We start from the raw sequence: 25,585 nt of genomic DNA on the forward strand, positions 1-25,585 counted from the left end.
GGTACGGCTAGGGTGTCGGCGGCGTACGGGAAGAGATCTTGGGGGAGGGCCAGTGGCCGGCCGGAGAGCACGCTGGGCGGGTGCCGCGGCGCTCGCGGTGCTGACGACGGGATGCGGCGCGGACGGCGGCGCCGGCGCGGGCCCCGGGGCGCGATGGTCCGTCGGGAGCCCGAAGGCCCCGGGCGTCGACGGCACCGCCGACGCCCGACGCGTCTTCACCGACGCCGCGTTGAAGAAGCGACTGGCGCCCGCGGAGACCTTCGCCACGGGCATGCGCTCCACCGGTACGAAGGCCGGCACCTTCGACCAGCACCCGGACCGGCGGCGGTGGGAATGGGCGGACTGCCTGGCGGACGGCGACGACGGGCCGCTGGAGGGATATCTGCGCGAACTGGGCACGTACCGCGGCGCCAGTGCCGAGCGGTCGGCGATCAAATGGGCGACGGCGGCCGACAGGACGGACCCTGAGGCGCGACCCGAGCTCTTCGTGGAGCAGTCCCTGCTGTCGATGCCCACCGCGGACGCCAAGCGTTACCTCGCGCTCCAGCACCGCCTCTACTCCTCCTGCCCGGCCGTCACACACGACATGGAGGCGGGCGTCACCACGGAGCACCTCACCGTGGAAAGGCTGAACGGCCTGGGCGACGAAGCGCTCCTGCGCTCCTCCACGACCACCGGCGGCGCGGAGTACGCCATCCCCCGTCATTACAGCGTCGAGGCCCGCGTCGGCGGCGTCCTGCTCACGGTCGGCAGCGCCCGCGACAAGGACAAGGTCATCGCCTGGGCGGCGATGCTCGCCCGCGGCATCGGCAAGGACCTCTACGGGGCGGGATAGGGCGGCCGGCCCGTCCACACCGGCCTGCGGGCCGCCCCCGCCGGCCTGGGCCCTGTCGGCAGGCCCTAGTCCACGGCCTGCCCGTAAGCGCGCGCCAGCGGCGCCAGGTCCGGTTCCCCGTACGTCTTGCGCAGCGCGCGGAACGCCTCGGCCTTGTCGTCGCCGAAGCGCCGGACATGGGCGGTGTAGGAATCCGCGGAGACGAATTTCGGCGGCGTCGACTTGCTGTGGAATTTGTCCGCGTACATCACCAGTTGCTCCTCCTCGCTCACCGCCACGTAATCCGCGACCGGCAGCGGAAGGCGCTGGCGCACCACGTCCTCCTTGGTGAGCCCCACCCCGGTGTGACACGAGCAGAAACGGCACAGGACCTCGGGGAACCCCTCGCCCGCGAGGATCTCGTGGCCGAGCAGCCCGTGGCGCAGGTACTGCGCGTAGTCCAGCCGGCCCTCGTCGTCGTAGAGCCGGTAGACGCCGATGTCGTGCACCAGGCAGCCGACGCGCACCAATGCGCGGTCGACGCGGCCGGGAAACCCGTCCAGGAGCCGCTCGGCGATCTTCCAGACGATCTCACCGTGCGTGTACACGGCATCCAGCGCCTGGGCGGAAGGCGCGTAGCGCTCATGGAGCGCGCGGATTTCCTCGGTCGTGGGGAGGTCCATTCCGGCAGGGTAGCGGGGGGGTGCGCAGGCGTGGCACTCACCAGGCCACCGGCGTTCACCAGGCCACCCGCATTCACCAGGCCACCGGCGTTCACCAGGCCACCGGCAGCCGCGTGCCCGGAAACGTCACCTCGGGGTGACGGCCGCCGGAGGGAGGAGGTGGTCGCCGGTCTTGTCGGTGCTCAGGCACAGGGAGCAGACCATGGCGTCGTGGGTGGGGCAGGCGGCCAGGTCCGGCCGTTCGAAGCTCTGGCGGCACACATGGCACGCGTATGTGGTCGCGCTGGGGTTGCCGTCCGGATCGAGCGGCGGTTCCGCGATGCCGTCGTCGGTACGGCGCAGGTAGTAACGCCCCTTGGTCAAGGCGGCCATGAGCGGGGTGAGGACGAAGGCGATCAGGGCCGCGGCGACCGGCGAGTACGGCTGGAGGGTGTCGCCGAGGGCGTGGAAGTACAGGGCGATCGACAGGCCCGAGGCGGCCGTGAACGCCACCACGCCCACCGGATTGACCGCGTAGAGCATGCCCCGGCGGAACTCGGGTGCCTTCGGGGAGAGTTTGAGCAGGTACTTGTTGACGAGGATGTCGGTGGCGACGGTGACGACCCAGGCGATGGCGCAGTTGGAGTAGAAGCCGAGGATGCTGTTGAGGACGCTGAACATGTCCGCTTCCATCAGCGTCAGCGCGAACGCCAGGTTGAGCAGGACGAAGACCATACGGCCCGGGTAGTGCCTGGTGACGCGGGTGACGGAGTTGGTCCAGGCGAGCGAGCCGGAGTAGGCGTTGGTGACGTTGATCTTGATCTGGCTGATCACGACCAGGACCACCGCCAGCGGTATCACCAGCCAGGACGGCAGCATCGCCGCGAAAGCCCCCCGGAACTGCTGGATGGGCTCGGTGGCCGCGGCCGGCCCCACCTCGGCGAGCATGTAGACCGCCAGGAACACGCCGATGGCCTGCTTCAGCGCGCCGAGCACCACCCAGCCGGGGCCGGCCATGACCACGGCCGTCCACCAACCGCGCCGGTTCTCCCGCGTCTTGGGCGGCATGAACCGCAGGTAGTCGATCTGCTCGCCGATCTGCGCGATCAGCGACAGGCACACGCCCGCGCCCAGCAGCACCGAGGCGGTGTTGATACCGCCGTGGCCGTCGCTCCCGGCGTAGGAGAGGAAGCGGGTCACGGTGCCCGGGTCGGTGGCGACCAGATACAGCAGGGGTCCCACCATCAGCAGCAGCCACACCGGCGTGGTCCACACCTGGAGTTTGCTGAGTGCCTTCATCCCGTAGACGACCAGCGGGATCACCATCAGGGTGGAGACCAGGTAGCCCAGCCACAGCGGCAGCCCGAGGCCCAGATTCAGGCCCTGCGCCATGATGGAGCCTTCCAGGGCGAAGAAGATGAAGGTGAAGCTGGCGAAGATGACGCTGGTCAGCACCGAGCCGTAGTAGCCGAACCCGGAACCGCGGGTGATCAGGTCCAGGTCGATGTTGTACCGGGCGCCGTAGTAGGCGAGCGGGAATCCGGTGAGGAAGATGACGGCTGCCGCGACGGCGATCGCCACCAGCGCGTTCCCGGTGCCGTGGGTGAGGCCGATGCCGGCGCCGATGGAGAAGTCGGCCATGTAGGCGATGCCGCCGAGCGCGGTGGTCGCGACCACCATGGGCGTCCAGCGCCGATAGGAGCGCGGCGCGAACCGGAGGGTGTAGTCCTCCAGGGTCTCCTTGACCGCCTGGTCACCGCCGGACCGCTCGTCGAGCGCCGGTCCGTGCGGAGCCTGTTCCACCGCCGGCCGTGATTGCACGCGCATTCCGCCTCCTGAAGTGCCCGCCTGCGTAAGGGATCAAGAGGCTAGGGACGGCGCGTTTCCCGGCCGGTCCCCGACGGTGAACGGGAGTTTTCCGGGACCTCACCGGGTACGGCGGACCCGGTGGCCGGCAGGGGTGCCGGGCCCGCCACGACCACCGCGACGCCTGCCCGTGGGTGCGGTGCGCGGCCTGTGACACGCGGGGCTATTGTTCCGGCACCCGAGCCAGGCGCGCCGAGCGGGCCGCCGCGGGCCGTCAGCCATGGAGATCCGGATGATCACTGTCGTCGGCGAGAGCCTCGTCGATCTGGTGCGCCCCGCTCCGGCGCCCTCACCTCCGAGCGAGCACCCGGGCGGTTCTCCCGCCAACGTGGCGGTCGGTCTCGCCCGCCTGGGCGCCCCCGTCACGCTGATCACCCAGCTCGGCGACGACGCGTACGGCCGCCTGCTGCACGACCACCTCGCCGCCTCGGGAGTCACCGTCCGGTCGTCGGCCGACGACTCCTTCGTCACCAGCACGGCCACCGCCCTCCTCGATGAACACGGCGCGGCCACCTACGACTTCCACCTCACCTGGAACCCGCGAGCACCCCTGCGACTCGCCCCCGGCACCCGCTGCCTGCACACCGGTTCCCTGGCCACCGCCCTGGACCCGGGCGCCCGCACCGTCGAACAACTCCTGACCCGGCTCCGCGCCGAACGCCGGGTGACGGTGAGCCTCGACCCGAACGTCCGGCCCGCGCTCCTCCCCTCCCGGGAAGAGGCCCGGGCCCGCATCGAGCACCACGTCACCCTCGCCGACCTCGTGAAGGTGAGCGACGAGGACCTCGCCTGGCTCTACCCGGGCCAGGCCGCCGCCGAGGTCGCGGAACGCTGGCGGCGCACCGGCCCCGCCCTCGTCGTGGTCACCCTCGGCGCCGCGGGCAGCCTCGCCGTCACCCCCACCGCGACGGTGTGCCGCCCCGCCCCCACCGTGACCCTCGCCGACACCGTCGGAGCGGGCGACGCCTTCACCGCCGGCATGCTCCACTGGCTCCACCACGCCGGCCTCCTGTCAGCACCCCGCCAAGAAGCCCTCCGCTCCCTGACCCCCGAGTCCCTCTCCGCCGTGCTGGACGCCGCCGGCCTGGTGGCCGCCCTCACCTGCTCCCGCCCCGGCGCCGATCCACCCACCCTCCCCGAAGTGCACGCCTTCCGGGCCGGGCGCGGACGGGGACAGGGGCGGGGAAAGGGGCGGGAATAGACGGGGACGTTGTTCTCCTGAGGACGCGGAGCGTAGATTCCGAACGTCGACATCATGATCGGTGCTGTCGACATCGTGATCGGTGCTGGGGGATACGTGGACTGGGGGACGCTTCGGGTCGCGGTGCGCCAGGAGCTGGAGGGCCAGTCCCTCGCGCCTGCGGCGTTCGGCTGGGACCGGTGGGACGGCACGGACCGCTGCCCGACGTGCCACCGGGCCGAAGCATGAAGCTCCTGACAGCCGACGAGGGCAGCGAGGAGTACGAGGAGTACGTCGCCGTCTGCCCCATCGGTCCCCAACTGGCCGCACAGGTCGTGGCTCTCGCGGGGCTGCGGTGGGACGGGGACGACTGGTGGGACGTCAGTGGTGAGGCGATGCGCGCGCTGGGGTGGCGGGAGGACGCCGACACCGAGTTGGCGTTCATGGCCCGTTTCGTCACCGGGGACGGGCAGCACGTCTACGAGGGCGACTGCCGGTTCCTCATGCCCTTCTGCGAGAAGTACTCCGTGGGCGACGATCACGCGTTCACGGAGGATGAGTGGGGCGGGCTGCCCGGCTGGACCAGCTTTCGCGGTGCGGGCCGCCAAGAGTTCGACGCCCATCTCGCGGCCGCCATCGACCAGTTCACCCAGCTCCTGGGACCGCCCGACCTGGACGTCGTCGTGCAGGACCCGGAGGCGCCCGGCGGATGGCGCTACACGGGCTGGCGCCGGGCCGGCAATGCCCTCGTCCTCGGCCAGGGTCCCGAACCCCTTTCCTTCCACGGGAACGAGGAGGCGCGGATCTGCATCGGACCGCTCGGCGCGGAGGGCCGGTTTCCGCCGACGGAGAAGCTGTGCGCCTTCCTGCGGTTCTGACCTGAAGCCGGCGCAGGAACCCGTCAAGCTCACGGGACCGACCGGCCGACCGGCCGCGCGGCCCCGGGGCCCCTCTTCGGCCCGCCCGGCAGCCCCGCCCCGCGCCCCTCACGAGGCATGCGATGAGATAGGCCCGTATCCGAAATCGATCGCACACCGGCATCGATGCGACGGCAGGGACGCCACAGCAGCGAAGCGACAGCGGTGATGCGCGCAGTAGTGACGCGAGCAGCAGCGATGCGAGCAGCAGTGAAGGGGGAAACGTGGCAGGTAGCCAGAGCGCGCGGAAATTCGCGCGGGCGGTGTCCGAAAACGAGCAGCTACGAGGGCTGGCCGAGGAGGAGCTGCGGCGCCGCGGCGGACTCGCGACCGGCGAGTCGTCGGGGGAGTCCGGTGCCGCCGGCGGGTCGCGTGCGGCGAGGGAGTCGCAGGACGACGGAATGGATCCCGCCGACTTCCCCGCCGCCCGTGAGCAGGGCGGCAGCATCGATACGGTGATGACGCAGCAGACCGTGCCGCTGGACGAGGCGCGGGAGGTGCTCAACCGCAGCGAACAGCGCCGCGAGGGCGGGCAGCACGTCCACGCGATCTGCCCGATGGTCATTCCGCGCGGCCGCTCGTTCCTGAGCATGCTCCCGGTGTTGCTGCTGTTGGTCGTGGGATTGGTGGGAAGCGCCGTCGTGACGGCGGCGGGCGGCAGCTCGTTCACCCACCCGCTCTTCGGGATCCACTACTGGGTGCTGTCGGTGGCCGCGGTCGCCTTCGTGTGGTGGCGCCAGGGCATGGTGATGGTGCCGGACGGCTGCCAGGCGCTGATCACGCGCTTCGGGAAGCTGGAGGAGGTCGTCGGCCCGGGCCGGGTGATCCTGCTCAACCCGTGGAAGCGGGTGTCGTACATCATCAACACCACCCGTGAGTACCCGTTCAACGCCCCGGTGCGCGAGGCGCCCACCAAGGGCGGTGTGAAGGCGTCCATCGACCTGTTCATCCAGTTCCGGATCAGCGATCCGGTGGAGTTCGTCTACACGCTGGGCGCGGTGCGCGGCTTCGAGGAGAAGCTGAGCAACGCGGTCAGCGAGACCATCCGCAGCCTCATCTACGAGCAGGAGGCCGCGGGGATCTACGACATGGTGGGCGAGGACACCGGCCGGCTGCTGGAGCAGCTCAACCAGCAGTTCCGGCCCGCCGTGGAGCTGACCAACGCCAACATCACGCACGCCGAACCCTCCGACCGGGCCTACCGCATGGACCTGGCGGCCCCGGAGATGGTGCGGGTCGCCAAGGACGCGTACACGCACGAGTACCAGTTGCACCTGCGCAAGGAGCAGGACGAGGGTGACCTGACCAAGGAGCTGGCCTCCCGCCACGAGACGCTCTCCGCGATCATGGCGGACATCGCGCAGTACCAGGCGCAGATGGACACCGCCGTGGAGCGGGAGACCAACCGGGCCGAGGCGCTGGCCCGCCAGCGGTACGTCCAGGCCGAGTCCGAGGCGAAGGCCAACGCCGCGCTCCTGGAGGCGCAAGCCCTCGACATCCGCGCGGTGACCGCGGCCGAGGCGCCGGAAATCCTGGAGTACCGCTACCAGCAGCAGGTCCTGGACACGCTGGAGCAGGTCGCGGACCATCTGCCGCGGCTGGTGCGGATCGGTGGTTCCTCCGGCCCCGACGGCGCCGCCGGCGTCGACTTCCTGGCGCTCGCCCGGGAGTTGGTGGGCGAGCGGGGCACCGAGCTGTTCTCGGACGAAGACATGGCCGCCGTACGGGCGCGCCTGGGCGAGGTCGCCGAGCGGATCGCCGGGCGCGAGGCGGAGATCGCCGCGCTGCTGGAGGCCGAACGGCCGACCGTACCCGCCGCTGCCGGCGGGACCGCGGAAGAAGCGCGCGGGAACTCCGGAGAAGAGCACCAGACCGCAGCCGAGGGGGCCGCAGAGTGAGCACCACACGCAACCGCAGGTCGGTCATCTCCGAGGAGGTGGCCCCCTGGAGCGAGATCCGCCAGCTTCTGCGCGGCGGCGAGGCGGGCAAGCTGATTCCCGTCATCATCCCCCGCCACCACCGCAGGCTGTGGTGGCTGCTGCTGCTGTGGCTCGGGGTGTTCGCCCTGCTGGCCGGCGTGATGCTGAGCCTCCCGGATTCGGACGGCATCGCCGAGGTCGCCCGCGGCACGCTGGCCGCCGTCAGCTACACCGCCGGTGCCGTCCTCGTGCTGGCCGGGATGCTGTGGTGGTGGCGCTCGTCCATCGCCGAGATCGAGCAGGGCACGAACGGTGTCCTCACCCGCTACGGCGCGGTGACCCGCACCCTGGACCCGGGGCGCCACTACCTGTGGCACCCGTGGTCGCGCGTCGATTTCGTGGTGGACACCGCCACCGAAATCCCCTATTCCGCCCCGGTGGTGGCCTGCCCCACCCGGGAGAACGTGCCGCTCCGCTCGATCGAGTTCTTCCTCAAGTTCAAGATCACCGACGCGGTGCTGTTCGTCCGCACCATCGGTGCGGGCAACTTCGACCTGGTGCTCTCCAGCGCGGTGCAGGACGCCATCCGTCAGCGCGGCCGCAAGGTGCAGACCGAGCGGGCGTACGACCTGCGCGGCTCGGACGTCGCCGACATGCAGGAGCTGCTCAACCGCCAGCTCTCCCGCTACGGGGTCCGCATCACCGGCTCCAACATCCCCGACGTCCAACTGCCCGCCCAGTACCAGCAGCATCTGGCCACCCGGGAGCGGGTCGCCAAGGAGCGGACCGCCTACGAGCAGGAGTGGGGCCTGACGCGCAAGCGGCGCATCGACAGCCTCCAGATGGACATCGAGCGGGCCAAGAAGGTGCGCGACGCGCGCATCGTCGAGGTCAAGGCCGCCCTCAACAAGGCCCGGGAGGCGGTCGCCCAGCTCCTGGAGGAACAGGAGACCAACGCGCAGCGGGTCCGCTTCGAGATCGAGACCCGCGGCCGCAGCGGACTGATCTCCGCCGAGAACGAGGCCCGCGCCCAGCGCCGCCTCGCGCAGGCGTACCGCGACAACCGCGCGGTGCTCCAGTACGAACTGGCCCGCCGGCGGCTGGAAGTCGGCGCGATCCTCGCCGGCCGGGCCCCGCAGCCGGTGGTCGTCCGTACCGACGGCACAGGCGCCGACACCTCGGCGCTGTCCACCCTGCTCACCGCCCAGTTGCTCCCGCGGCTGACGGCCCTGCCCCGACCGAGTGGGCCCGGCCGCCCGGCGGACGGCGAATAGGAGCCACGGGCGGCGGCCGGTGAGAACGGCCATGGACTGCTTCCGTTCTCACCGGCCGCCGTACGCCCGGGCGCGTAGGAGGATCCCAACACCGTGCACGGCCACTGGAGGACGAGAGACAATGTTCGCGATATCGCTGGGTGACGGAGCCGAGCTGGGGCCGCTGGAGCCCTGGCAGGCCGAGGAGTTCCTGGCCCACATGGACCGCGGCCGCGAGTACATCGGGCGGCACGTCGGGCTCCCCGACGTCGCGGCCGACCTCGACTCCGCGCGGAACTGGCTCCAGTCGTACGCCGACAAGACCGCCGCCGACACCGGCCGGCTCTACGGCATCCGGCTCGACGGACTCCTCGTCGGCGGCGTCCTCTTCAGGGCCTTCGACGCGGCCGCGGGCAACTGCGAGGCCGGCTGTTGGCTGGAACCGGCCGCCGCCGGACGCGGTCTGGTCACCCGCGCGGTGCGCGTCATCATCGACTGGGCGATCCACGAACGCGGTATGCACCGTGTGGAGTGGCTGGTGTCGTCGCGGAACACGCCGAGCATCAACGTGGCCAAGCGACTTGGCATGAGCCGCGACGGCGTCATGCGCCAGAACGCCCCCTACCGGGGCGTACGCCAGGACACCGAGGTCTGGTCCGTGCTCGCACCCGAATGGCGCGCCGCGCACGGCACCGCTTGAGGGACGGCCCGCGCCCGTGAGGGGCCGGGCGGATGGCAGGGAGTGGGCGTGCCGCGTACCCGGCCGCGGAAGGCGGCGGGTACGCGGCGGGTGCGAAGGGACTCGCGGCCGATGGGGGAAGGGACCGCGGGCCCGCGCACCGAGGAGTGGGCGCGGGTCAGGTGGCGTCCCGGTCCGTCAGGGAGTCCTTGACGCCCGCGGCCTTGTCGCCGGGGTTGCGCAGCGCCTCCTTGGCCTTGCCCTTCACCTGTTCGGCACGGCCTTCGGCGGCCTTGCGGTCGTTGCCGGTGGCCTTGCCCGCCGCTTCCTTCGCCTTGCCCTTGAGCTTGTTCATGGCGCTCTTGTCACCCATGACGTTCCTTCGTTCGGTGGGGGGGAACCGTTCGGCACCACGCTGTCGCAGGTCCCCGCGGAGCGCACCCGGAGACGGCTGTCGGGAGGTGGGCCCCGCCCCGCCGGTGCCGTACGGCACCGGGCCGTCCCTCGGGCCGCCGGTGGGCGCGGACCGGCCGCGGCCGGCTGACGCCGCTCGCGTCACTTCCTCACCCGAACGGCCGTCCCGGATCGCCGCGCTCCCCCGGGGCTCCTAGCGTCCGAAGGACGCAGCGCACCGCCGCACCCAGGGAGTCCGATATGCGTAGGCTCATCGCCGTGCCGGCCGTGCTGCTCGCCCTCGCCGCGGCGGGATGCGCCAGTGGGGAGGACGCCACGACGACCGGGGCGAGCCCGAAGGGCAGTCCGGGCGGCGGCCGCACCCCGCACCCCTCCGACTCCCCCGGCGACGGCCCGTCCGGGCCGTCGGCGTCCTCGCCCCCCATTCCCGGGCAGGCGGTGAGCTGCGGGGAGATCACCGACGCGCTGGGCGATGCCAAGGACGTGGCGCTGTTCGCCGATCCGGGCGCGGAAGGCACGGTGGGCTGCGAGGAGGCCCACGACGTGATGGCGGAGTTCTTTCTGCGGACGCCTCCGGAGGGCGGTGCGACCGTCGGCTCGCTGGCCGTGCGCGGATGGTTCTGCCAGTACGAGAGCGGTCCTACGGGCACCTGGCTCACCTCCTGCCACAAGGGCACCCTCGCCATGCACACGGAGGAACCCGCCGGTCGGGGCGCCGGCCCGTCCGACGAACCCGGCGGCCCCGGGGACGCCCCCGAGGAGTCCGAGCTGCCACCCCTGCCCGATGACACGGACAACCCGCTGGACGAGCCGTCGACGGAGGAGCTGTAGGCGGAGGGGGCGTGGGCGGGACGGCTGCCCCGCGGTGCTACGGGTGATCCCGCAGTGCGGTGCCCTCCGGGTCCTCCGCCATTCCCTGGAACCACGTGGGTCCGCCCTCCAGCGCCCGCTTGATACGGGTCAGGGCGAAGTCCGGCAGCACCGGGAGGGCGTCCACGGCGAACCAGCCCACCTCCAGTGACTCCTCGTCGTTGACCCTGGCCTCGCCGCCCACCGCGCGGCAGCGCACTGTGGTGTCCATGAACTGGCACAGGTCGCCGTTGGGATAGCGGTTCGGCGGCAGGGCCTCCACCAGGACGATGCGCTCGGGCACGACCCGTACGGCGGTCTCCTCGTAGACCTCGCGGACCGCGGTCTCGGCGGGCTGTTCCCCGGGCTCGCAGATGCCGCCGATCACGGACCAGCCGCCGGTGTCGGCCCGCTTGCCCAGCAGGACCCGGCCCTCGGCGTCGAAGACGACCACGCTCACCCCGGGCAGCCAGAGGAGCTGCCGGCCGATGGAGGTCCGGAGGTCGCGGATGAATTCGGGGGTTGCCATGCCGTGCACCCTAAGGGACATCCCCCAGGGGCATTCCTGAGGGACGTCCCCGAGGGACATCCCTGGCCGGCGGCCCGGCACGCACACCGCCGCGGCTCCCCGCGGCCCGCCGCACGCCCGTCGCTCAGGCGTCGGCCGGCGTCCCCTTACGGGGGTTGAGCCGGCTGCGGATGTAGCGGACCGCGGTCTCGGCGTTGTCGACGGTGACGGTGAAGGTCCGCCCGTCGCCGAGCTCCAGGATCAGGCCCTCGCCACGGCGTACGACGACGGCCGTGCCCTGCTCGGGGCGCCAGCGGTAGCCCCACCCGCCCCAGTGGCGCGGGGTGACCCGCGGCGCGAATTCGGCGCCGACGACGGTGTCGAGGGGGATCGTGCGGCGGGGTACTCCTATGTGGCCGCACCGTACTTCCATGCATTCCCTGTCGACGCGGACCGCGACATGGACGTAGGCGAGCGTGCCGAAGAGCACCAGCAGGCCGGCCGCGACACAGCCGACGACCGACATGACCAGGGGTGCGACGCCCGAGGTCCAGGCGCTGTCGACGGCGAGCTCGATGCCCAGGGCCAGGCAGGCCGCGCCCACGGCGGCCAGCAGCCACTGGACGCGGTTGGTGGCGCTGCCGTGCCAGACCTCGGGAAGCTCCGCGTGGGCGCCGCTCCGGCGGTGCGCGGCGCCGTGGCCGCCGCCGCGGGTGGTGTCGTTACCGGGGGCTGCTGCCCCCTCGTGGGGGTGGTCCCTCATGAAACGCAGCGTACGCGCCTTCGCACGCCATGGCAGGGTGTCGGACGGTAGGTGCCCCGGTTGGTGGGCGCCGCGGCGGGCGACCGCCCCAGGCACCTCGCCACCTCGGCCGCCTGCCCACCTCGGCCGCGACGGGCGTCAGCGCCCGACGGCCGCCGCCGTTCCTTCGGACGCTTCGGCCGTCGAGCCGCCCCCCGGACGGACCGCCGGGCCGGTCCCCGCAGCGCCCCCGGCCAGCAGCCGCCCCTCCTCGTACGCGAGCGCCGCCGCCGGAAGCTCCGCCGGGCGGCCGCTGAGCAGGACGGTGAGGCCGCCGGTGGGCGCGGCCGCGGGTGCCGGTTCGGCACCGATGCGGCGCAGGGCCTGGGCGGCGACTGCCTCGGCGGAGCCGTGCAGCACGAGAGCGGGGCCGCCGGGCTGCTCCAGGGCGGCCCGGATCCGGTCGGCGAGCAGTTCGTAGTGGGTGCAGCCGAGGACGACGGCGCGGATGTCCTTGGGGGTGAGCCGCGCGGCGGCGGCGATGGCGGCGTCGATGGCGTCGGCGTCGGCCGCCTCGACGGCGTCGGCGAGGCCGGGGCAGGGCACGCCGGTGACGTGCACGCCGTCGGCGAACCGTTCGATCAGATCGCGCTGGTAGGGGCTGCCGGTGGTGGCGGGGGTGGCCCAGATCGCGACGGGCCCGCCGCCGGCCGCGGCGGGCTTGATGGCCGGCACGGTGCCGATGACCGGCACGTCCGGTTCGAGAGCGGCCCGGAGCACCGGCAGCGCGTGCACCGAGGCGGTGTTGCAGGCGACGATCAGGGCGTCGGGGCGGTGGGCGGCGGCGGCACGGGCCACGGCCAGCGCGTGAGCGGCGACGTCTTCGGCGGTGCGCGGTCCCCAGGGCATGCCGTCGGGGTCGGTGGAGAGGACGAGGTCGGCGTCCGGCCGCAGTCGCCGTACGGCGGCGGCCGCCGCGAGCAGCCCGGTCCCGGAGTCCATGAGCGCGATCTTCACCCGGACACTTTACTCAGCCGCGGGTCCGACTTGTCATACCGGCCCCCATTCGCCGGACTCCGGGACACCCCGCCGATCACCGCCGCCGGGCGGGTCCGGTGCGGCAGACTGCGGCCGTGGGAGCGATGGAGTGGATCGGTGCGGGCTCGCTGCTGGCCTGGGTGTGGCTGCTGCTGGGGCAGGGCTTCTTCTGGCGGACGGACGTACGGCTGCCGGCGCGCGCCGATCCGGAGCGGTGGCCGTCGGTGGCGGTGGTGGTGCCGGCCCGGGACGAGGCGGCGGTGCTGCCCCGGAGCCTGCCGTCGCTGCTCGGGCAGAAGTATCCGGGGCGGGCCGAGGTCTATCTCGTCGATGACGGCAGTACGGACGGGACGGGCGCGCTGGCCCGGTCGCTGGCCGCCGAGCGGGGCGGGCTGCCGCTGACGGTGTCCTCGCCCGGTGAGCCGGAGCCGGGGTGGACGGGCAAGCTGTGGGCCGTGCGGCACGGGATGGCGCTGGCGCGGGAGCGTGGCGGGCCGGAGTATCTGCTGCTGACCGACGCGGATATCGCGCACGAACCGGACAGCCTGCGGGAGTTGGTGGCGGCGGCGCGCAGCGCGGATCTGGATCTGGTGTCGCAGATGGCGCGGCTGCGGGTGGTGACGTTCTGGGAGCGGCTGATCGTGCCGGCCTTCGTGTACTTCTTCGGGCAGCTCTACCCCTTCCGCCGGGTCAACCGCCCCGGGGCGCGGACCGCGGCGGCGGCCGGCGGCTGTGTGCTGCTGCGACGGGAGGCGGCGGAGCGGGCCGGCATCCCGGAGGCGATCCGGCACGCGGTGATCGACGACGTGGCACTGGCGCGGGCGGTGCGGCGGTCCGGCGGCTCGATCTGGCTGGGCCTCGCGGAGCGGGTGGACAGCGTGCGGCCGTATCCGCGGCTGGCCGAGCTGTGGCAGATGGTGGCGCGCAGCGCGTACGCCCAGCTCCGGCATCAGCCGGCGCTGTTGCTGGGGACGGTCGTGGGGCTGGCGCTGGTGTATCTGGCGCCGCCCGTCGCGCTGGTGGCGGGCGCGGCCGGCGGGCGGCCGGCGGTCGCGGTGCTGGGCGGCGCGGCGTGGGCGGTGATGTGCGGGACGTATCTGCCGATGCTGCGCTACTACCGGCAGCCGCTGTGGACGGCGCCGCTGCTGCCCTTCACCGCGCTGCTGTATCTGCTGATGACGCTCGACTCGGCGGTGCGGCACTACCGGGGGCGGGGCGCGGCCTGGAAGGGCCGGACGTACGGGGCGCCGTGAGGCGCGCCGCCGGGGCGCCGGGTCACTTGCGGGCCGGGGACCAGTCCAGGCCCCAGCCGTACGCCTGGTCGACGGTGCGCTGCGGGCTGACGCCGGGCTGGGGTACGAGGTAGCGGGCCTCGCGCTGGACGACGAGTTCGGTGCCGGTGTTGGTGATCAGGGCCAGTGCGCAGACGTTGGCGGGGACGGTGCAGGCGTCGAGGGAGAAGTCGACGGGGGCGCCGTACTGCGGCTGGAGCGTGACCGTCGCGTTCAGGCCCTCGAAGCTGCGGGCGCCGGCGTAGACGGTGACGAAGATCAGGATGCGCTTGATGCGCGTCTGGTGGTCGAGGTTGATGGTCAGGTTCTCGCCGGTCCGTACGGCGCCGGTGCGGTCGTCGCCGTCGAGCTGGATGAAGGGCGGGGCGTGCAGGGCGCCGAAGTTGCCGCCGAGGGGGTGCACCACCCCGGCGCCGCCGTCGGTGAGTTCGTAGAGCGCGCACAGGTCGAGGTCGAGTTCACCGGAGGCGGGCAGCAGCGCGCCGCGGGCGCCCATGGCTTCCAGCGCCTTGCGGCCGAGTTTCTTGGTGAGGCGCTTGCCGGCGTTGCCACTGGTCCAGTTGAGATTCACGCGCATCGCGCCGGAGGTGCCGCCCTGCTTCGTCAAGGAGACGGCGGGTGCCTCCTTCGTGAGGGTGACTTTTGTCAGACGAACGGGAGCGGGCGCGGGGGGCGGCGCCGGCGCGCCGGGCGGCGGGGGAATTGACGCGGCGGGTTGACCCGGCGGCATGGGCGGCGCGGCGGGCGGGGGCGCCTGCGGGCGCGCGGGAGCGGGCGCCGTGACGGGCGGCGGGGCGGGCGCCTCCTCCTCGACGCTGATGCCGAAGTCGGTGGCGAGGCCCGCGAGCCCGGTGTCGTAGCCCTGCCCGACGGCGCGGAACTTCCAGGCGCCCTGGCGGCGGTAGAGCTCGCCGAGCACGAAGGCGGTCTCGACGGTGGCGTCCTGGCTGTCGAAGCGGGCGAGTTCGCCGCCGCTCGCCGCGTCCAGCACCCGGATGTAGAGGCCGGGGACGCGGCCGAAGGTGCCGCCGTCGGCGGAGGCGGCGAGCACGATCTTGTCGACGGCGGGCTCGACGGCGGTGAGGTCGACGGTGAGGCTGTCGGTCATCGCGGCGCCGGCCGGCCGCTTGCCCTCGTGGCGGACGGCGCCCGAGGCGTGCACGGCCTGGTTGTAGAAGACGAAGTCGGCGTCGTCCCGGACCTTTCCCGACGCCAGGAGCAGCGCGGAGGCGTCCACGTCGGGGGCTCCCGGTGCCGGGTGCCAGCCGGTCTCGACCCGGACCGCCGGGGCCGGGACCGGGACGTTGCCGCCTTTGAGCATCGACATCGCCGCGCTTCCTCTCCTTCGTCGTGCCCCGTCAGTTTCGCCCGCCCCGTCAGTGGTGTCGGCTTCCACAGTGGTGGCTGCTGCCAACCTACTTGGCGCGCGGGCCGCACATATCCCCCGTTCACCTCGGAGAAGCGGCGTCTTTACACGATTCCTACGGTCGATCGCGACCGATTTCCGCAAGTTCGCTCGCATTGCGGATCCTGCGCCACTCGCAACCCGCAAAACAACCCGCTTTTCAGGCTCCCCAATCGGCACATGGTGGGCTTAACTTAAGAGGCATGACCTCCCCCCGCTCTACCTACGGCGGCGGCTACTACGCTTCGCCTTCCTTCCCGGACACCCCGATCTACGACAGCCTCGTCGCGGAACGCGGCACGCCGCAGATCGCCCCGATCCGCGTGTCTCCCTCCCCGTATGACACCGGATCGTCCTATTTGCCGGCGCTTCCCGCGGCACTGCCCGCGCTGCCCGCCGCCCCCTCCTATCCCTCCGCGGGCCAGAGCCACGGCTACCCCGGCGCACAGCCGGTCGCCCCGCTCCAGCACGCCCCGGCGCCCTACATCCCGCAGCAGGCGGGCGCGCGCGGCTACCCCCAGCAGCCGCAGCAGCCCCAGCGGCCCTCCCAGGGCACGGGTTACGAAGCGATGCGGCCGGCCGCTCCCGTGGCCCCGCGTCCCGCCGCGCCGTACGACGATCCGTACGGCCGTCAGTACCCCCGGGGCTACTGACCCGGGGCGAAACCGGCCGCCCGGTCCCTTGTCGGAGGGGGCTGGCAGGATGGGTCCATGCCGAAGCCTGAGCTGCAATCCATCCACCTGTATCCGGTCAAGTCCATGGCGGGGTCCGACCCCGGTGAGGCGGTCGTGGAACCGTGGGGGCTCGCCGGGGACCGGCGCTGGATGGCCGTGGACGCACAGCGCAGGCTGCTGACCCAGCGTCAGCAGCCGACGTTGGCGCTGGCGTCCGCCGAGGGTCTCGCGGGCGGGGCGCTGCGGGTGACCGCGCCCGGGATGGAGCCGCTCACGGTGGAGGTGCCCGAGCCGTGCGAGACGGTGACGGTGGAGGTCTTCAAGGACGAGGTCGAGGCGGTGTCCGCGGGCGCCGCCGCGGCCGACTGGTTCAGCCGGTATCTGGGCATCGAGGCCGAACTGGTGCATCTCGACGCGCCGGAGAAGCGCCGGCCCATCGATCCGCGGTACTCCCGGCCCGGCGAGACGGTCACCTTCGCCGACGGTTATCCCCTGCTGCTGACGACCACGTCGTCGCTGGACGCCCTCAACTCCCGCATCGCCCAGGGCGACCACGCCGACGAGGGCCCCCTGCCCATGAACCGATTCCGGCCCAATGTGGTCGTGGACGGCACCGCGCCCTGGGCGGAGGACGACTGGCGGACCGTCCGCATCGGCGAGGTGGAGTTCCGGGTGGCCAAGCCCAGCTCACGCTGCGTCGTCACCACCACCGACCAGCGCACCGCCGAGCGCGGCAAGGAACCGCTGCGCACCCTCGCCCGCCACCGGCGGTTCGGTGACCGGCTGGTCTTCGGCCAGAATCTGATCCCGGTCGGCGACGGCACGATCCGTGTCGGCGACCCGTTCGAGATACTCGGCTGACGGGCCGGCGCGACCTCCGCCCGCGGTCGCGCCGCGGGAGCGCCATCCGGTCGCGGCCCGGTCACCCGCCGCCCGGGTCTGTCGTCGCGGGCGGGCGCCACCGCGGCGACAGGCCCTAGAGTGAGCGCACGACGCCGCCGATGGTGGGCGGACGGGGGGAGACAGAGAGCTGCGTGTCGATGTCTGCGAAGGGCACCGGGAGCGACCATCTCATCCCAGTCCAGCATCTGCGGCCCGGAGACCACGCCTTCGTCAGCTACGGCGACGACGAGGTGCGCTGGGAGGTCATCACTGCCTTCGTCCGGCTGGGCCTGGCCCGCGGTGAGAAGGTCCTGGTCCTGCCGTGTCCGCTCGTGCCGGAGGAAGAAGTGCTGGCCAGGATCGACTTCCCCAGCCGCAGTACGGTTCCGGCGCGGGAGCGTGGCCAGTTGGTGCTGACGAGCATGCGGGAAGTGATCCGGCCGGACGCGGAGTTCACCGCCGCCCGGCAGAGGGACCGGCTGAGCGCCGAGACGGACCGGGCGACGGCCGAGGGATACACCGGCCTGCGGGCGTTCATCGACATGGGCTGGGTGGCCGCGCTCGGCACGGACGTCGGCGCCATGACGCACCGCGAGACGCACGCCGACGCCCTCTTCACCGGCCGGCCGTACACCGAGGTCTGCGCCTACGACCGCCGCCGGTTCGACCGGGCGGTGCTCGACGCCATGGAACGAGCCCACCCGCGGGTGCTCCTGGAGCAACTGGGCAGCCTGCGCGTGGTGCGCGGCCGGGACGACGCGCTGCGCTTCGTCGGCGAGGCGGACGGCGCCAACCAGGCGGCGTTCACCAGATCGCTGGAGATCGCGCTGGCCCGTACGGCGGCGGCCCGCCGGCTGACGATCGACCTGACCCGGCTGCATTTCCTGTCCGTCGGCTGCGCCACCCGCCTGCTGGCGCTGGTCGGCGAGGCCGCCGGGCACGAGGTGGTCGAGGTGCGCTGTGACCGCGTGCAGTCCAGGATGCTGCGGCGGCTGGGTGCCGCGGCGGTACCGCGGCTGGTTCCTACCGAGGTGGTGCGCCCGTGGTGAATCCCGAACCCGCCGGACCGGCGCGGTCGGCGTCCGAGGAGTCCGGCCGCCGACTGCTCCAACGCCGTTTCACCGCCCGGCTGCTGCCGCAGTTGCGACTGCTGGTGGAGGAGTGCGCGGCCCGCGAGGGGCTGTGCGAACCGCGGCGCGGCGAATTCGTGCTGGCGGTGGACGAGATCGCCGGGAACGCCGTGGAACACGCCGGCGGTTCGGGGCGGCTGGTGCTGCGCCGGGTGGGCGATGAGCTGGAGTGCCGGATCAGCGACGCGGGCCCCGGGTTCAGCGAAACGGTGATCCCGGAGCTGCTGCCGGGGCTGGACGGGGCGCCGAAGGGGCGCGGGCTGTGGCTCGCGCGGCTGGTGGCGGACCGGTTCGCGGTCGCGGCGGACACCGGCACGGCGGGTGCCGTGGTGACGGTGGCGGTCCGGCTGCCCTGACCGCTCTTCCGTGTGACGGGTGCGTCGCGGCGGGGGCGTCCCGGCAGGTACGTCACCGCGGGGCGTCCGGCCGCCCGGACCGCGCCCGGCGGCCTGATCAGGCCCGTCCCGAGCCCCGGCCCGGCGGAGCCCGATGCCGGAGCCCGAAGCCGGGGCGCCCCCGCGCGTCTAACAGGCCCCGGAAACTTCGGTGTTCGCGGGCCTGGAGCGCCTCCCCGGCCAGGAGTAAAGTGCGCCTTCGACCGGTCCGCCTCCTCGCGCGGCGTGATGTTGCTCTCTCTTGTCGGGATGCGCGCATGGACGACGCCCGATGAGGTACGCACGGACACGGAAGGGGGTGCGGCGATGCGAGCGATGGCAGGGCTGTGGCGCTGGCGGCGCAATCCGCTGCGGCGCCGGACCGATCTGATCGAGGCGTGGGTGGCGCTGGCCGCCGCCCTTCTGATCGTTCTCGGGGCACCTTCCGTGGGCCGGCTGACCGCCGAGGCCGCGCACGACTCCCTGCGGGAGACCGTACGACTCCAGCACGCGCAGCGGCACCTGGTGTGGGTCACCGTCGACCGCCTGGTCTCCCGGACCCCGATCGACCCCGACCCGGAGACGTCCTCGCAGCGTGACGCGCACCGACGGGTCATCGCCCGGTGGACGGCCCGGGACGGCAGCGCGCACACCGGGCAGATCTCCTCCCCGCGTCCGGTCGAGCCCGGTGAGCGGTTCCGGATCTGGACCGACGACCGGGGCCGGGTGGTGCCGCGGCCGATGGACGCCGGTACGGCCGGCACGCACGCGGTGCTGGCCGGCCTCGGGGCCGCGGCGGCCGCCGGATGCCTGTTCGAGGGCGGCCGCCGGCTGATCGTCGGGCAGTTGATGGTGCGCCGCTTCCGCCGCTGGGACCAGGAGTGGGAGCGCGCGGGGCAGGACTGGGGACGGGCCGGCGCGGGCAGCTAACCGGGCGGCTGACCATGTCAACTGCCGCCGCCCCGGCGCGCTACGGTGGTGCAGCCAGCCTCCCGGCTGGGGCCTCGCAGACCCGAATGCGGACATCCGCGGACGGATGACCGCCGGGCCGACATCAGCCGCACGAGGTGGGGGCACGACAGCGCCATGGCACAGGGCTCGGTCCAGGTGACGCACTCCGGAACGTCGCGTTGGCGTCGCCGCACAGGGGAGTACAGCTCGCTCGCCGCCGCCCTGGAGGCCGCAGGGGACGGTGACGTGCTGACCGTGCCGGCGGGTACGTACCGGGAGAATCTGGTGCTGGCGCGCGCGGTGACGCTGCGCGGGCCGGACGGTGCGCGCGGCTCGGTGCGGATCGCCCCCGCCGATGGCGTGGCGCTGACCATACGCGCCTCGGCCACCGTCCAGGATCTGCATCTGGAGGCGACCGACTCGGCCTCACCGGCGCTGCTGGTGGAGGACGGCGCCCCCGAGCTGACCGGTCTGCGGGTGGTGACCCGCTCCGCCTCCGGCATCGAGGTCCGCGGCGGGGCCCGCCCGACGGTGCGCCGCTGCACGGTCGACAACGCGGGCGGCGTCGGCATCAGCGTCCTGGACGGCGCGGGCGGCGTCTTCGAGGAGTGCGAGGTGGTGGCCGCCGGTCAGGCGGGGGTGGCGGTGCGCGGCGGGGCCCACCCGCGGCTGGAGAACTGCCGTATCCACCACGCCTCCGGCGCCGGCCTGTCGCTGAACGGCGAGGGCAGCGCCGTCGAGGCGGTCGGCTGCGAGCTGTACGAGATCAAGGGCGCCGGGGTGCAGGTGGCGGCGCGGGCCACCGGCCACCTCACCGACTGCACGGTGCACCGCACGTCCGCCGACGGCATCACCCTCGACACCGACGCGGTCCTCACCCTGGCCGACTGCGACATCCACGACATCCCCGAGAACGCCATCGACCTGCGGTCCCGGTCGGTGCTGACGCTGACCCGCAGCACAGTGCGGCACTTCGGCCGCAACGGCCTGTCGGTGTGGGACCCGGGCACCCGGGTGGACGCCAACCAGTGCGAGATCCACGACAGTACGGGCGACTATCCGGCGGTGTGGGTGAGCGACGGCGCGACGGCCGTGCTCGATTCGACGCGGGTGCACGATGTGCCCGACGCGCTGTTCGTGCTGGACCGGGGCTCGCGCGCCGACGTGGTGGACTGCGACATCTCCCAGGTCCGCAACACCGCCGTGTCGGTGAGCGACGGGGCGACCGTCCAGCTCGACGACTGCCGTATCCGCGAGGCGGCGACCGGCGCCTGGTTCCGCGACCACGGCAGTGGCGGGACGCTCGCCAACTGCACGATCGACGGCGCCCAGACCGGCGTGATCGTCACCAAGGGCGCGGACCCCACCATCGAGGGCTGCACGGTCAGTTCGCCCGCCGAGGCCGGTTTCTACGTCTCGGCGGAGGGCCGCGGCACGTTCCAGGGCTGCCGGGTGACCGGGAGTTCGGGGTTCGGCTTCCACGTGATCGACGGCTGCCGGACGACGCTGACGCGGTGCCGTACGGAGCGGTGCGCGCGCGGCGGTTACGAGTTCGCCGACGGCGGGTCGGGGCAGGGCGGCGGGCCGGTGGTCCAGGACTGCACCAGCGACGAGAGCCGGACGGCGCAGGCCCCGGACGGCCCGGCGGCGGCCGGCTCCGTCCAGCGGGTGACGCAGACCGCCGGGCTGCTGGGCGGGATGCCGGCCGTACCGGCGCAGGGCGCGCCGCCGGCCGCCGACCGACCGGCCGTCGTCAGCCGTCCCTCCGAGGAGGTGCTGGGCGAACTGGACACCCTGGTGGGGCTGGACAGCGTCAAGCGGGAGGTGCGCAGCCTGATCAACATGATCGAGGTGGGGCGCCGGCGGCAGGAGGCGGGCCTGAAGGCCGCGTCGGTCCGCCGCCACCTGGTGTTCACCGGCTCCCCCGGCACGGGCAAGACGACCGTGGCGCGGCTCTACGGCGAGATCCTGGCCTCGTTGGGGGCGCTGGAGCGCGGGCATCTGGTCGAGGTGTCGCGGGTGGATCTGGTGGGCGAGCACATCGGGTCGACGGCGATCCGTACGCAGGAGGCGTTCGACCGGGCGCGCGGCGGGGTGCTGTTCGTGGACGAGGCGTACGCCCTGTCCCCCGAGGACTCCGGGCGCGACTTCGGCCGGGAGGCCATCGACACGCTGGTGAAGCTGATGGAGGACCACCGGGACGCGGTGGTGGTGATCGTGGCGGGCTACACCGCGGAGATGCGGCGCTTCCTGGCGGTCAATCCCGGTGTGGCGTCGCGTTTCTCACGCACCATCACTTTTGGCGACTACGCGCCCGAGGAGCTGCTGCGGATCGTCGAGCAGCAGGGCGAGGAGCACGAGTACCGCCTCGCCGAGGGGGCCGGCGAGGCGCTGCTGAAGTACTTCACGGCGCTGCCGAAGGGGCCGTCGTTCGGCAACGGTCGGACCGCGCGGCAGACGTTCGAGGCGATGGTGGAGCGGCACGCGGGCCGGGTCGCGCGGTTGAGCGACCCGAGCACCGACGAGCTGACCCTGCTCTACGCCGAGGATCTGCCCGAGCTGCCCTGAGCGGACTCCGGTCCCGGGCGCTGGGCCGGTATTCCCGGGGCGAGCCGGGCGATCAGTTCGCCGCGGACGGCGCAGAAGACGGGGTCGGCCTGGTAGTCGCTGTGGCCCAGGATCTGGGCGGGCAGCGGGTTGTGCAGGGTCCGGCCGAAGGCGAGCGGGTCGCGCAGCGGTCCCTCGTCGATCGCGCGGCCGTCCTCGCAGGTCAGCAGGATGGGGCCGCCGATGGGGTCGGTGAAGCGCCACAGGTTGCGCCAGTCGTCCATCTCGCGGTGCAGGCCGGTGAGCGCGGGCGGGCCGAAGAAGGCGGGGAACCAGCGTCCGTAGAGGCGCTCCAGGGGGCAGCCATAGGTGAGCAGCGCGACACGGCTGCGGGTGACCAGGTCCAACTGCCAGACGGCGGCCGCGGCCAGCACACTGCCCTGGGAGTGGCCGGAGATCACCAGGCGGCCGTCGAACCGCTCGGTCCAGGTGGCCATGCGCCAGGTCAGGTCGGGGACGGCGCGTTCGGCGTAGCAGGGGGGCGCGAAGGGGTGGGCGGCGCGCGGCCAGAAGGTGCCCACGTCCCACAGGATGCCGATGGTGCGGCGGGCGGAGTGGTCGCGGTAGGCGCGCCGGCCCATGGCCAGGAGCAGTATGACGCCGGCGCCCATCAGCCAGGAGCCCAGTGCCTCGGCGGTCTGGGCGGCGGCGTGCACGACGGGCGGGGCGCCTTCGGTGGCGCGGCCGGGCGCCAGCTCGGTGAGCCAGGCCCCGGCCACCGCGCCGGCGCCGAGGACGAGGGTGGCGGCGCCGGTCACAGCCACCAGGACGGGGGCGGAGTCGGTCAGTCCGGCGCCCGCGATGGTCCCGGCGATCCGCTTCGTGCGCTGGGCGTCGGGGCGTTCTTGCGGGTCGAAGAGGCCGGGGACGTCCTTGGCGACCCGGGCGCGGACGACAAGGACCCGGATGCCGGCGAGGACGGCGACGGCGGCGACCACGACCAGCAGGGCGGGGATGACGGACGCCTGCCAGGACAGCAGGACCGGCGGGCCCGCCATGGGGGCGTGCGCCTGGCCGGGTGTCGCGCCGCGGTCCAGCCAGTCGGCGACCCGCTGCGCCACTCCCCCGGACAGCACCCCGCCCACCGCGCAGGCGAGCAGGGCGACGGCGGGGCCGCCCATGCCGCGCAGCGCGGTGCGCGCGTCGTCGCGGGCGGCGCGCTGGAGGACCCAGGCGGTCAGGGCGAGCGCGAGGACCAGCAGCCCCTGGAAGACGGCGATGCCGCCGAAGGCCGCGGCGCCCGGCAGCGGGCCGTGGCTGGGCGCGCCGGGCCGGGCCCAGGCGGTGTGCACGGCGACGAGCGCCAGGGCGCCGAGGGAGGCGTACGGCAGCGCCCGGACGACCAGGCGGTCGGAGTCGTCGTCCGGTGCGGCCTCGCTGCGGGCGGTGCGCCAGACGACCGCGAGGGTGACGGCCGCGAGCAGGACGACGAGGGCGGTCAGGCCCCGGCCGGTGAGGGCGAGGGCGGTCGCCGCGCCGCGCCGCCGGTCGGCTTCGGCGGTGGCGACGAGGAGGGCGGCGGCGATGGTCAGGACGCCCGCGGTGGTGTGGGCGGCGCGCAGCCGGGCGACGACCCGGCGGCCGTACCAGAAGCCGCTCAGGCTGAGCGGGGTGCGTTCGGCGACGGGGGTGTCGCGGGAGGTGCCGGGGCGGCGCGGCGGCGGGGAGGCGGATTCGTACGCGCTCCAGGTGCGGCGCGAGAGCCACCACAGGAAGCCGACGACGAGGAGCGGCACGGTGGAGGCCAGGACGAGGCGGCGGCCGGGGGCGCTCCACCAGCCGGCGTTGTCGGGGCTGAGGAAGCCGAGCCAGGGTTTGCCGGCGACGCAGACGGTGGTGCCGGCGCACTGCCAGGCGGTCAGGTCGAGGGCGATCTCGCAGGCCGCGGCGGCGAGCAGGACGGTGAGGGTGAGCGCGAGGATCCGCACCAGGACGTCGTAGATCCGCTGGGCACGGTGCTCGGGGGGCGCGGCGGGGCGCATCCAGTGGGCGAGGTTGGCGACCATGAACGGCACCAGCAGCAACCACAGGGCGCGGGCGCCGTTTCCGGAGGTGAGGTTGCTCCAGCAGTAGGCCTCGCGGACCGGCTCGCCGCCGTGGTCGCCGGGGCGTTCCTCGGCGTCCGCGTCGTCGGTGCGGCGGTAGCAGGCGGCGGTGTCGTCGCCGGTGATCCGCCGGACGCGCGGGTCGCCGAGCATCCTCTCCGGTGTGGTGCCTCCGACGCCGTGCACGAGCAGCTCCAGGGCGAGCTGGGGTGCGCCCGCCGCTGGTCCGTCTGCGGTGCCGGCCTTGCCCGTTGGGCGGGCGTGCGGTGTCGTCTCCGCGCTGTTCACTGTCTTCCCCCGTTGTCCGTCCGGCCCGTGCGCTGCGGTGCCGTCAGCATTGTCCCTTCCCCTCGCGCGAGCGTCCATCCGCGCGGTACTCGTACGTCTGTCGGCCGCCGGAAGTACGGGGGAACCGGCCACCGGTGACTGTCGGTGGCTCGTGCGAGGATGTGGAGAGCAGTGATCGCAGGCGGCCGCGGGCAGGTGGCGGCCGGCCGGGACGACCCGACACGAGCGGGGCGGAAGGGACGGGCCGGGGTGAGTGACAACCACAACCTTCTCGCGGAGCAGCGGCGGGCCCTGATCCTCGACGAGGTCAGGCGGCGCGGCGGGGTGCGGGTCAATGAACTCACCCGCAGACTCAGCGTTTCCGACATGACGGTCCGCCGTGATCTGGACACGCTCGCCCGGCAGGGCATGGTGGAGAAGGTGCACGGCGGCGCGGTGCCGGTCAGCGAACCGAGCGCGCACGAGCCGGGGTTCGAGGCGAAGTCGGCGCTGGAGCTGAGCGCCAAGGAGGACATCGCCAAGGCCGCGGCGGCGATGGCGGCGCCGGGCAGCGCCATCGCGCTGGCGGGCGGCACGACGGCGTTCGCGCTGGCGCAGCAGTTGCTGGAGGTGCCGGAGCTGACGGTGGTGACCAATTCGGTGCGGGTGGCCGATGTGTTCTACTCCGCGCAGCGGGCGGCGGCGAGCGGCGGCGCGAGCCCGCGGCCGGGTGCCGCGACGGTGGTGCTGACGGGCGGCGTGCGGACGCCGTCGGACACCTTGGTGGGCCCGGTGGCGGACGCCGCGATCCGGTCGCTCCACTTCGACGTGCTCTTCCTCGGGGTGCACGGCATATCGGTGGAGGCGGGGTTGTCGACGCCGAATCTGGCGGAGGCGGAGACCAACCGGCATTTCGTGCGCTCCGCGCGGCGGGTGGTGGTGGTCGCCGACCACACCAAGTGGGGCACGGTCGGGCTGAGTTCGTTCGCGTCGCTGGACCAGGTGGATGTGCTGGTGACGGACGCCGGGCTGGGTGCCGGGGCGCGCGCGGAGCTCGCGGAGCTGCCGCCGGAGCTGGTGGTGGCGGGCGAGCAGCCGGACGACGCAGACATCTGAC

Annotated in this window: 24 protein-coding genes; 16 read left to right on the plus strand and 8 right to left on the minus strand. The window is 73.3% G+C overall.

Translation table 11 applies throughout. The features are described from left to right. Nucleotides 1-52: 52 nt before the first annotated feature. Nucleotides 53-835, plus strand: a complete 783-nt coding sequence (locus tag ACZ45Z_RS15205; protein ID WP_468361980.1) for a hypothetical protein — start codon at nucleotides 53-55, stop codon at nucleotides 833-835. 65 nt (nucleotides 836-900) lie between these two features. Here ACZ45Z_RS15205 and ACZ45Z_RS15210 read toward each other — a convergent pair whose 3' ends face one another. Together ACZ45Z_RS15210 and ACZ45Z_RS15215 are read right to left on the minus strand one after the other, a co-directional pair. After that, nucleotides 901-1,497, minus strand: coding sequence for an HD domain-containing protein (locus ACZ45Z_RS15210; RefSeq protein WP_468361983.1), 597 nt, complete (start codon nucleotides 1,495-1,497; stop codon nucleotides 901-903). Between the two features lie 126 nt (nucleotides 1,498-1,623). Beyond that, the gene (locus ACZ45Z_RS15215) at nucleotides 1,624-3,303 is read right to left on the minus strand and encodes a purine-cytosine permease family protein (protein WP_468361986.1); all 1,680 of its coding nucleotides are present in this window, start codon (nucleotides 3,301-3,303) and stop codon (nucleotides 1,624-1,626) included. Between the two features lie 271 nt (nucleotides 3,304-3,574). Between ACZ45Z_RS15215 and ACZ45Z_RS15220 the strand changes: the two genes are divergently transcribed. From ACZ45Z_RS15220 to ACZ45Z_RS15245, 6 genes are all read left to right on the plus strand, one after another. Further along, a complete protein-coding gene (locus tag ACZ45Z_RS15220; protein ID WP_468361989.1) occupies nucleotides 3,575-4,543 on the plus strand; it encodes a carbohydrate kinase family protein in 969 nt (322 codons plus the stop codon). Nucleotides 4,544-4,597: 54 nt separating this feature from the next. Then, nucleotides 4,598-4,771 (plus strand): hypothetical protein, encoded by a 174-nt coding sequence (locus ACZ45Z_RS15225; protein ID WP_468361992.1) that lies wholly within the window; start codon nucleotides 4,598-4,600, stop codon nucleotides 4,769-4,771. Then, nucleotides 4,768-5,400: a hypothetical protein gene (locus tag ACZ45Z_RS15230; RefSeq protein WP_468361995.1), complete on the plus strand. Its 633-nt coding sequence runs from the start codon at nucleotides 4,768-4,770 to the stop codon at nucleotides 5,398-5,400. The genes ACZ45Z_RS15225 and ACZ45Z_RS15230 overlap by 4 nt, the downstream gene beginning before the upstream one ends. Before the next feature lie 440 nt (nucleotides 5,401-5,840). Then, nucleotides 5,841-7,337 carry an SPFH domain-containing protein gene (locus ACZ45Z_RS15235; RefSeq protein WP_468362363.1) on the plus strand — a complete coding sequence of 499 codons (1,497 nt, stop codon included), beginning with the start codon at nucleotides 5,841-5,843 and terminating at the stop codon, nucleotides 7,335-7,337. Next, nucleotides 7,334-8,632: an SPFH domain-containing protein gene (locus ACZ45Z_RS15240; RefSeq protein WP_468361997.1), complete on the plus strand. Its 1,299-nt coding sequence runs from the start codon at nucleotides 7,334-7,336 to the stop codon at nucleotides 8,630-8,632. The genes ACZ45Z_RS15235 and ACZ45Z_RS15240 overlap by 4 nt, the downstream gene beginning before the upstream one ends. Before the next feature lie 121 nt (nucleotides 8,633-8,753). Further along, nucleotides 8,754-9,311, plus strand: coding sequence for a GNAT family N-acetyltransferase (locus ACZ45Z_RS15245; RefSeq protein ID WP_468361999.1), 558 nt, complete (start codon nucleotides 8,754-8,756; stop codon nucleotides 9,309-9,311). A gap of 157 nt (nucleotides 9,312-9,468) precedes the next feature. Here the strand turns inward: ACZ45Z_RS15245 and ACZ45Z_RS15250 are convergent, their stop codons facing one another. Continuing rightward, nucleotides 9,469-9,663: a CsbD family protein gene (locus tag ACZ45Z_RS15250; protein WP_468362001.1), complete on the minus strand. Its 195-nt coding sequence runs from the start codon at nucleotides 9,661-9,663 to the stop codon at nucleotides 9,469-9,471. A gap of 281 nt (nucleotides 9,664-9,944) precedes the next feature. Between ACZ45Z_RS15250 and ACZ45Z_RS15255 the strand changes: the two genes are divergently transcribed. Next, nucleotides 9,945-10,535, plus strand: coding sequence for a hypothetical protein (locus ACZ45Z_RS15255; RefSeq protein WP_468362003.1), 591 nt, complete (start codon nucleotides 9,945-9,947; stop codon nucleotides 10,533-10,535). A 37-nt stretch (nucleotides 10,536-10,572) separates the two neighbouring features. On the opposite strand, the gene ACZ45Z_RS15260 is transcribed toward ACZ45Z_RS15255, so the two are convergent. From ACZ45Z_RS15260 to ACZ45Z_RS15270, 3 genes are all read right to left on the minus strand, one after another. After that, complete coding sequence (locus tag ACZ45Z_RS15260; RefSeq protein WP_468362005.1) at nucleotides 10,573-11,082, minus strand: NUDIX hydrolase; 510 nt, start codon at nucleotides 11,080-11,082, stop codon at nucleotides 10,573-10,575. Between the two features lie 124 nt (nucleotides 11,083-11,206). Beyond that, on the minus strand, nucleotides 11,207-11,824 hold the full coding sequence (locus tag ACZ45Z_RS15265) for a hypothetical protein (protein WP_468362007.1): 618 nt from the start codon (nucleotides 11,822-11,824) through the stop codon (nucleotides 11,207-11,209). A 138-nt stretch (nucleotides 11,825-11,962) separates the two neighbouring features. Then, on the minus strand, nucleotides 11,963-12,820 hold the full coding sequence (locus tag ACZ45Z_RS15270; RefSeq protein ID WP_468362009.1) for a glutamate racemase: 858 nt from the start codon (nucleotides 12,818-12,820) through the stop codon (nucleotides 11,963-11,965). 125 nt (nucleotides 12,821-12,945) lie between these two features. Between ACZ45Z_RS15270 and ACZ45Z_RS15275 the strand changes: the two genes are divergently transcribed. Beyond that, nucleotides 12,946-14,094 (plus strand): glycosyltransferase, encoded by a 1,149-nt coding sequence (locus tag ACZ45Z_RS15275; protein WP_468362365.1) that lies wholly within the window; start codon nucleotides 12,946-12,948, stop codon nucleotides 14,092-14,094. A gap of 22 nt (nucleotides 14,095-14,116) precedes the next feature. On the opposite strand, the gene ACZ45Z_RS15280 is transcribed toward ACZ45Z_RS15275, so the two are convergent. After that, complete coding sequence (locus tag ACZ45Z_RS15280; RefSeq protein ID WP_468362011.1) at nucleotides 14,117-15,460, minus strand: TerD family protein; 1,344 nt, start codon at nucleotides 15,458-15,460, stop codon at nucleotides 14,117-14,119. Between the two features lie 281 nt (nucleotides 15,461-15,741). On the opposite strand from ACZ45Z_RS15280, the gene ACZ45Z_RS15285 reads away from it, so the two are divergent. The 6 genes from ACZ45Z_RS15285 (at nucleotide 15,742) to ACZ45Z_RS15310 (ending at nucleotide 22,117) form a co-directional block, all read left to right on the plus strand. Then, complete coding sequence (locus tag ACZ45Z_RS15285) at nucleotides 15,742-16,191, plus strand: DUF6643 family protein (RefSeq protein WP_468362013.1); 450 nt, start codon at nucleotides 15,742-15,744, stop codon at nucleotides 16,189-16,191. Nucleotides 16,192-16,248: 57 nt separating this feature from the next. Beyond that, a complete protein-coding gene (locus tag ACZ45Z_RS15290) occupies nucleotides 16,249-17,073 on the plus strand; it encodes an MOSC domain-containing protein (RefSeq protein ID WP_468362015.1) in 825 nt (274 codons plus the stop codon). A gap of 179 nt (nucleotides 17,074-17,252) precedes the next feature. Further along, entirely contained in the window at nucleotides 17,253-18,143 is an 891-nt protein-coding gene (locus tag ACZ45Z_RS15295) for an MEDS domain-containing protein (protein ID WP_468362367.1), read from the plus strand. Further along, a complete protein-coding gene (locus ACZ45Z_RS15300; RefSeq protein ID WP_468362017.1) occupies nucleotides 18,137-18,580 on the plus strand; it encodes an ATP-binding protein in 444 nt (147 codons plus the stop codon). The genes ACZ45Z_RS15295 and ACZ45Z_RS15300 overlap by 7 nt, the downstream gene beginning before the upstream one ends. A 345-nt stretch (nucleotides 18,581-18,925) precedes the next feature. Continuing rightward, complete coding sequence (locus tag ACZ45Z_RS15305) at nucleotides 18,926-19,528, plus strand: Rv1733c family protein (protein ID WP_468362019.1); 603 nt, start codon at nucleotides 18,926-18,928, stop codon at nucleotides 19,526-19,528. 156 nt (nucleotides 19,529-19,684) lie between these two features. After that, complete coding sequence (locus ACZ45Z_RS15310; protein ID WP_468362021.1) at nucleotides 19,685-22,117, plus strand: right-handed parallel beta-helix repeat-containing protein; 2,433 nt, start codon at nucleotides 19,685-19,687, stop codon at nucleotides 22,115-22,117. Here the strand turns inward: ACZ45Z_RS15310 and ACZ45Z_RS15315 are convergent. Beyond that, nucleotides 22,087-24,489, minus strand: a complete 2,403-nt coding sequence (locus ACZ45Z_RS15315; protein WP_468362023.1) for a hypothetical protein — start codon at nucleotides 24,487-24,489, stop codon at nucleotides 22,087-22,089. The genes ACZ45Z_RS15310 and ACZ45Z_RS15315 overlap by 31 nt on opposite strands. 249 nt (nucleotides 24,490-24,738) lie before the next feature. Here ACZ45Z_RS15315 and ACZ45Z_RS15320 point away from each other — a divergent pair, with 249 nt between their 5' ends. Further along, complete coding sequence (locus tag ACZ45Z_RS15320; protein WP_468362025.1) at nucleotides 24,739-25,584, plus strand: DeoR/GlpR family DNA-binding transcription regulator; 846 nt, start codon at nucleotides 24,739-24,741, stop codon at nucleotides 25,582-25,584. Nucleotide 25,585 lies beyond the last annotated feature (1 nt).

The organism is Streptomyces sp. NPDC031210 (assembly GCF_055570395.1).

Bases quoted from the DNA above. Each gene is read 5' to 3' on its own strand.
- ACZ45Z_RS15285 (WP_468362013.1), top strand. From the start codon at position 15,742: ATGACCTCCCCCCGCTCTACCTACGGCGGCGGCTACTACGCTTCGCCT.
- ACZ45Z_RS15210 (WP_468361983.1), bottom strand. From the start codon at position 1,497: ATGGACCTCCCCACGACCGAGGAAATCCGCGCGCTCCATGAGCGCTAC.
- ACZ45Z_RS15245 (WP_468361999.1), top strand. From the start codon at position 8,754: ATGTTCGCGATATCGCTGGGTGACGGAGCCGAGCTGGGGCCGCTGGAG.
- ACZ45Z_RS15290 (WP_468362015.1), top strand. From the start codon at position 16,249: ATGCCGAAGCCTGAGCTGCAATCCATCCACCTGTATCCGGTCAAGTCC.
- ACZ45Z_RS15250 (WP_468362001.1), bottom strand. From the start codon at position 9,663: ATGGGTGACAAGAGCGCCATGAACAAGCTCAAGGGCAAGGCGAAGGAA.
- ACZ45Z_RS15235 (WP_468362363.1), top strand. From the start codon at position 5,841: ATGGATCCCGCCGACTTCCCCGCCGCCCGTGAGCAGGGCGGCAGCATC.
- ACZ45Z_RS15215 (WP_468361986.1), bottom strand. From the start codon at position 3,303: ATGCGCGTGCAATCACGGCCGGCGGTGGAACAGGCTCCGCACGGACCG.
- ACZ45Z_RS15260 (WP_468362005.1), bottom strand. From the start codon at position 11,082: ATGGCAACCCCCGAATTCATCCGCGACCTCCGGACCTCCATCGGCCGG.
- ACZ45Z_RS15220 (WP_468361989.1), top strand. From the start codon at position 3,575: ATGATCACTGTCGTCGGCGAGAGCCTCGTCGATCTGGTGCGCCCCGCT.
- ACZ45Z_RS15255 (WP_468362003.1), top strand. From the start codon at position 9,945: ATGCGTAGGCTCATCGCCGTGCCGGCCGTGCTGCTCGCCCTCGCCGCG.
- ACZ45Z_RS15230 (WP_468361995.1), top strand. From the start codon at position 4,768: ATGAAGCTCCTGACAGCCGACGAGGGCAGCGAGGAGTACGAGGAGTAC.
- ACZ45Z_RS15280 (WP_468362011.1), bottom strand. From the start codon at position 15,460: ATGTCGATGCTCAAAGGCGGCAACGTCCCGGTCCCGGCCCCGGCGGTC.
- ACZ45Z_RS15305 (WP_468362019.1), top strand. From the start codon at position 18,926: ATGCGAGCGATGGCAGGGCTGTGGCGCTGGCGGCGCAATCCGCTGCGG.
- ACZ45Z_RS15225 (WP_468361992.1), top strand. From the start codon at position 4,598: ATGATCGGTGCTGTCGACATCGTGATCGGTGCTGGGGGATACGTGGAC.
- ACZ45Z_RS15275 (WP_468362365.1), top strand. From the start codon at position 12,946: ATGGAGTGGATCGGTGCGGGCTCGCTGCTGGCCTGGGTGTGGCTGCTG.
- ACZ45Z_RS15265 (WP_468362007.1), bottom strand. From the start codon at position 11,824: ATGAGGGACCACCCCCACGAGGGGGCAGCAGCCCCCGGTAACGACACC.
- ACZ45Z_RS15295 (WP_468362367.1), top strand. From the start codon at position 17,253: ATGTCTGCGAAGGGCACCGGGAGCGACCATCTCATCCCAGTCCAGCAT.
- ACZ45Z_RS15310 (WP_468362021.1), top strand. From the start codon at position 19,685: ATGGCACAGGGCTCGGTCCAGGTGACGCACTCCGGAACGTCGCGTTGG.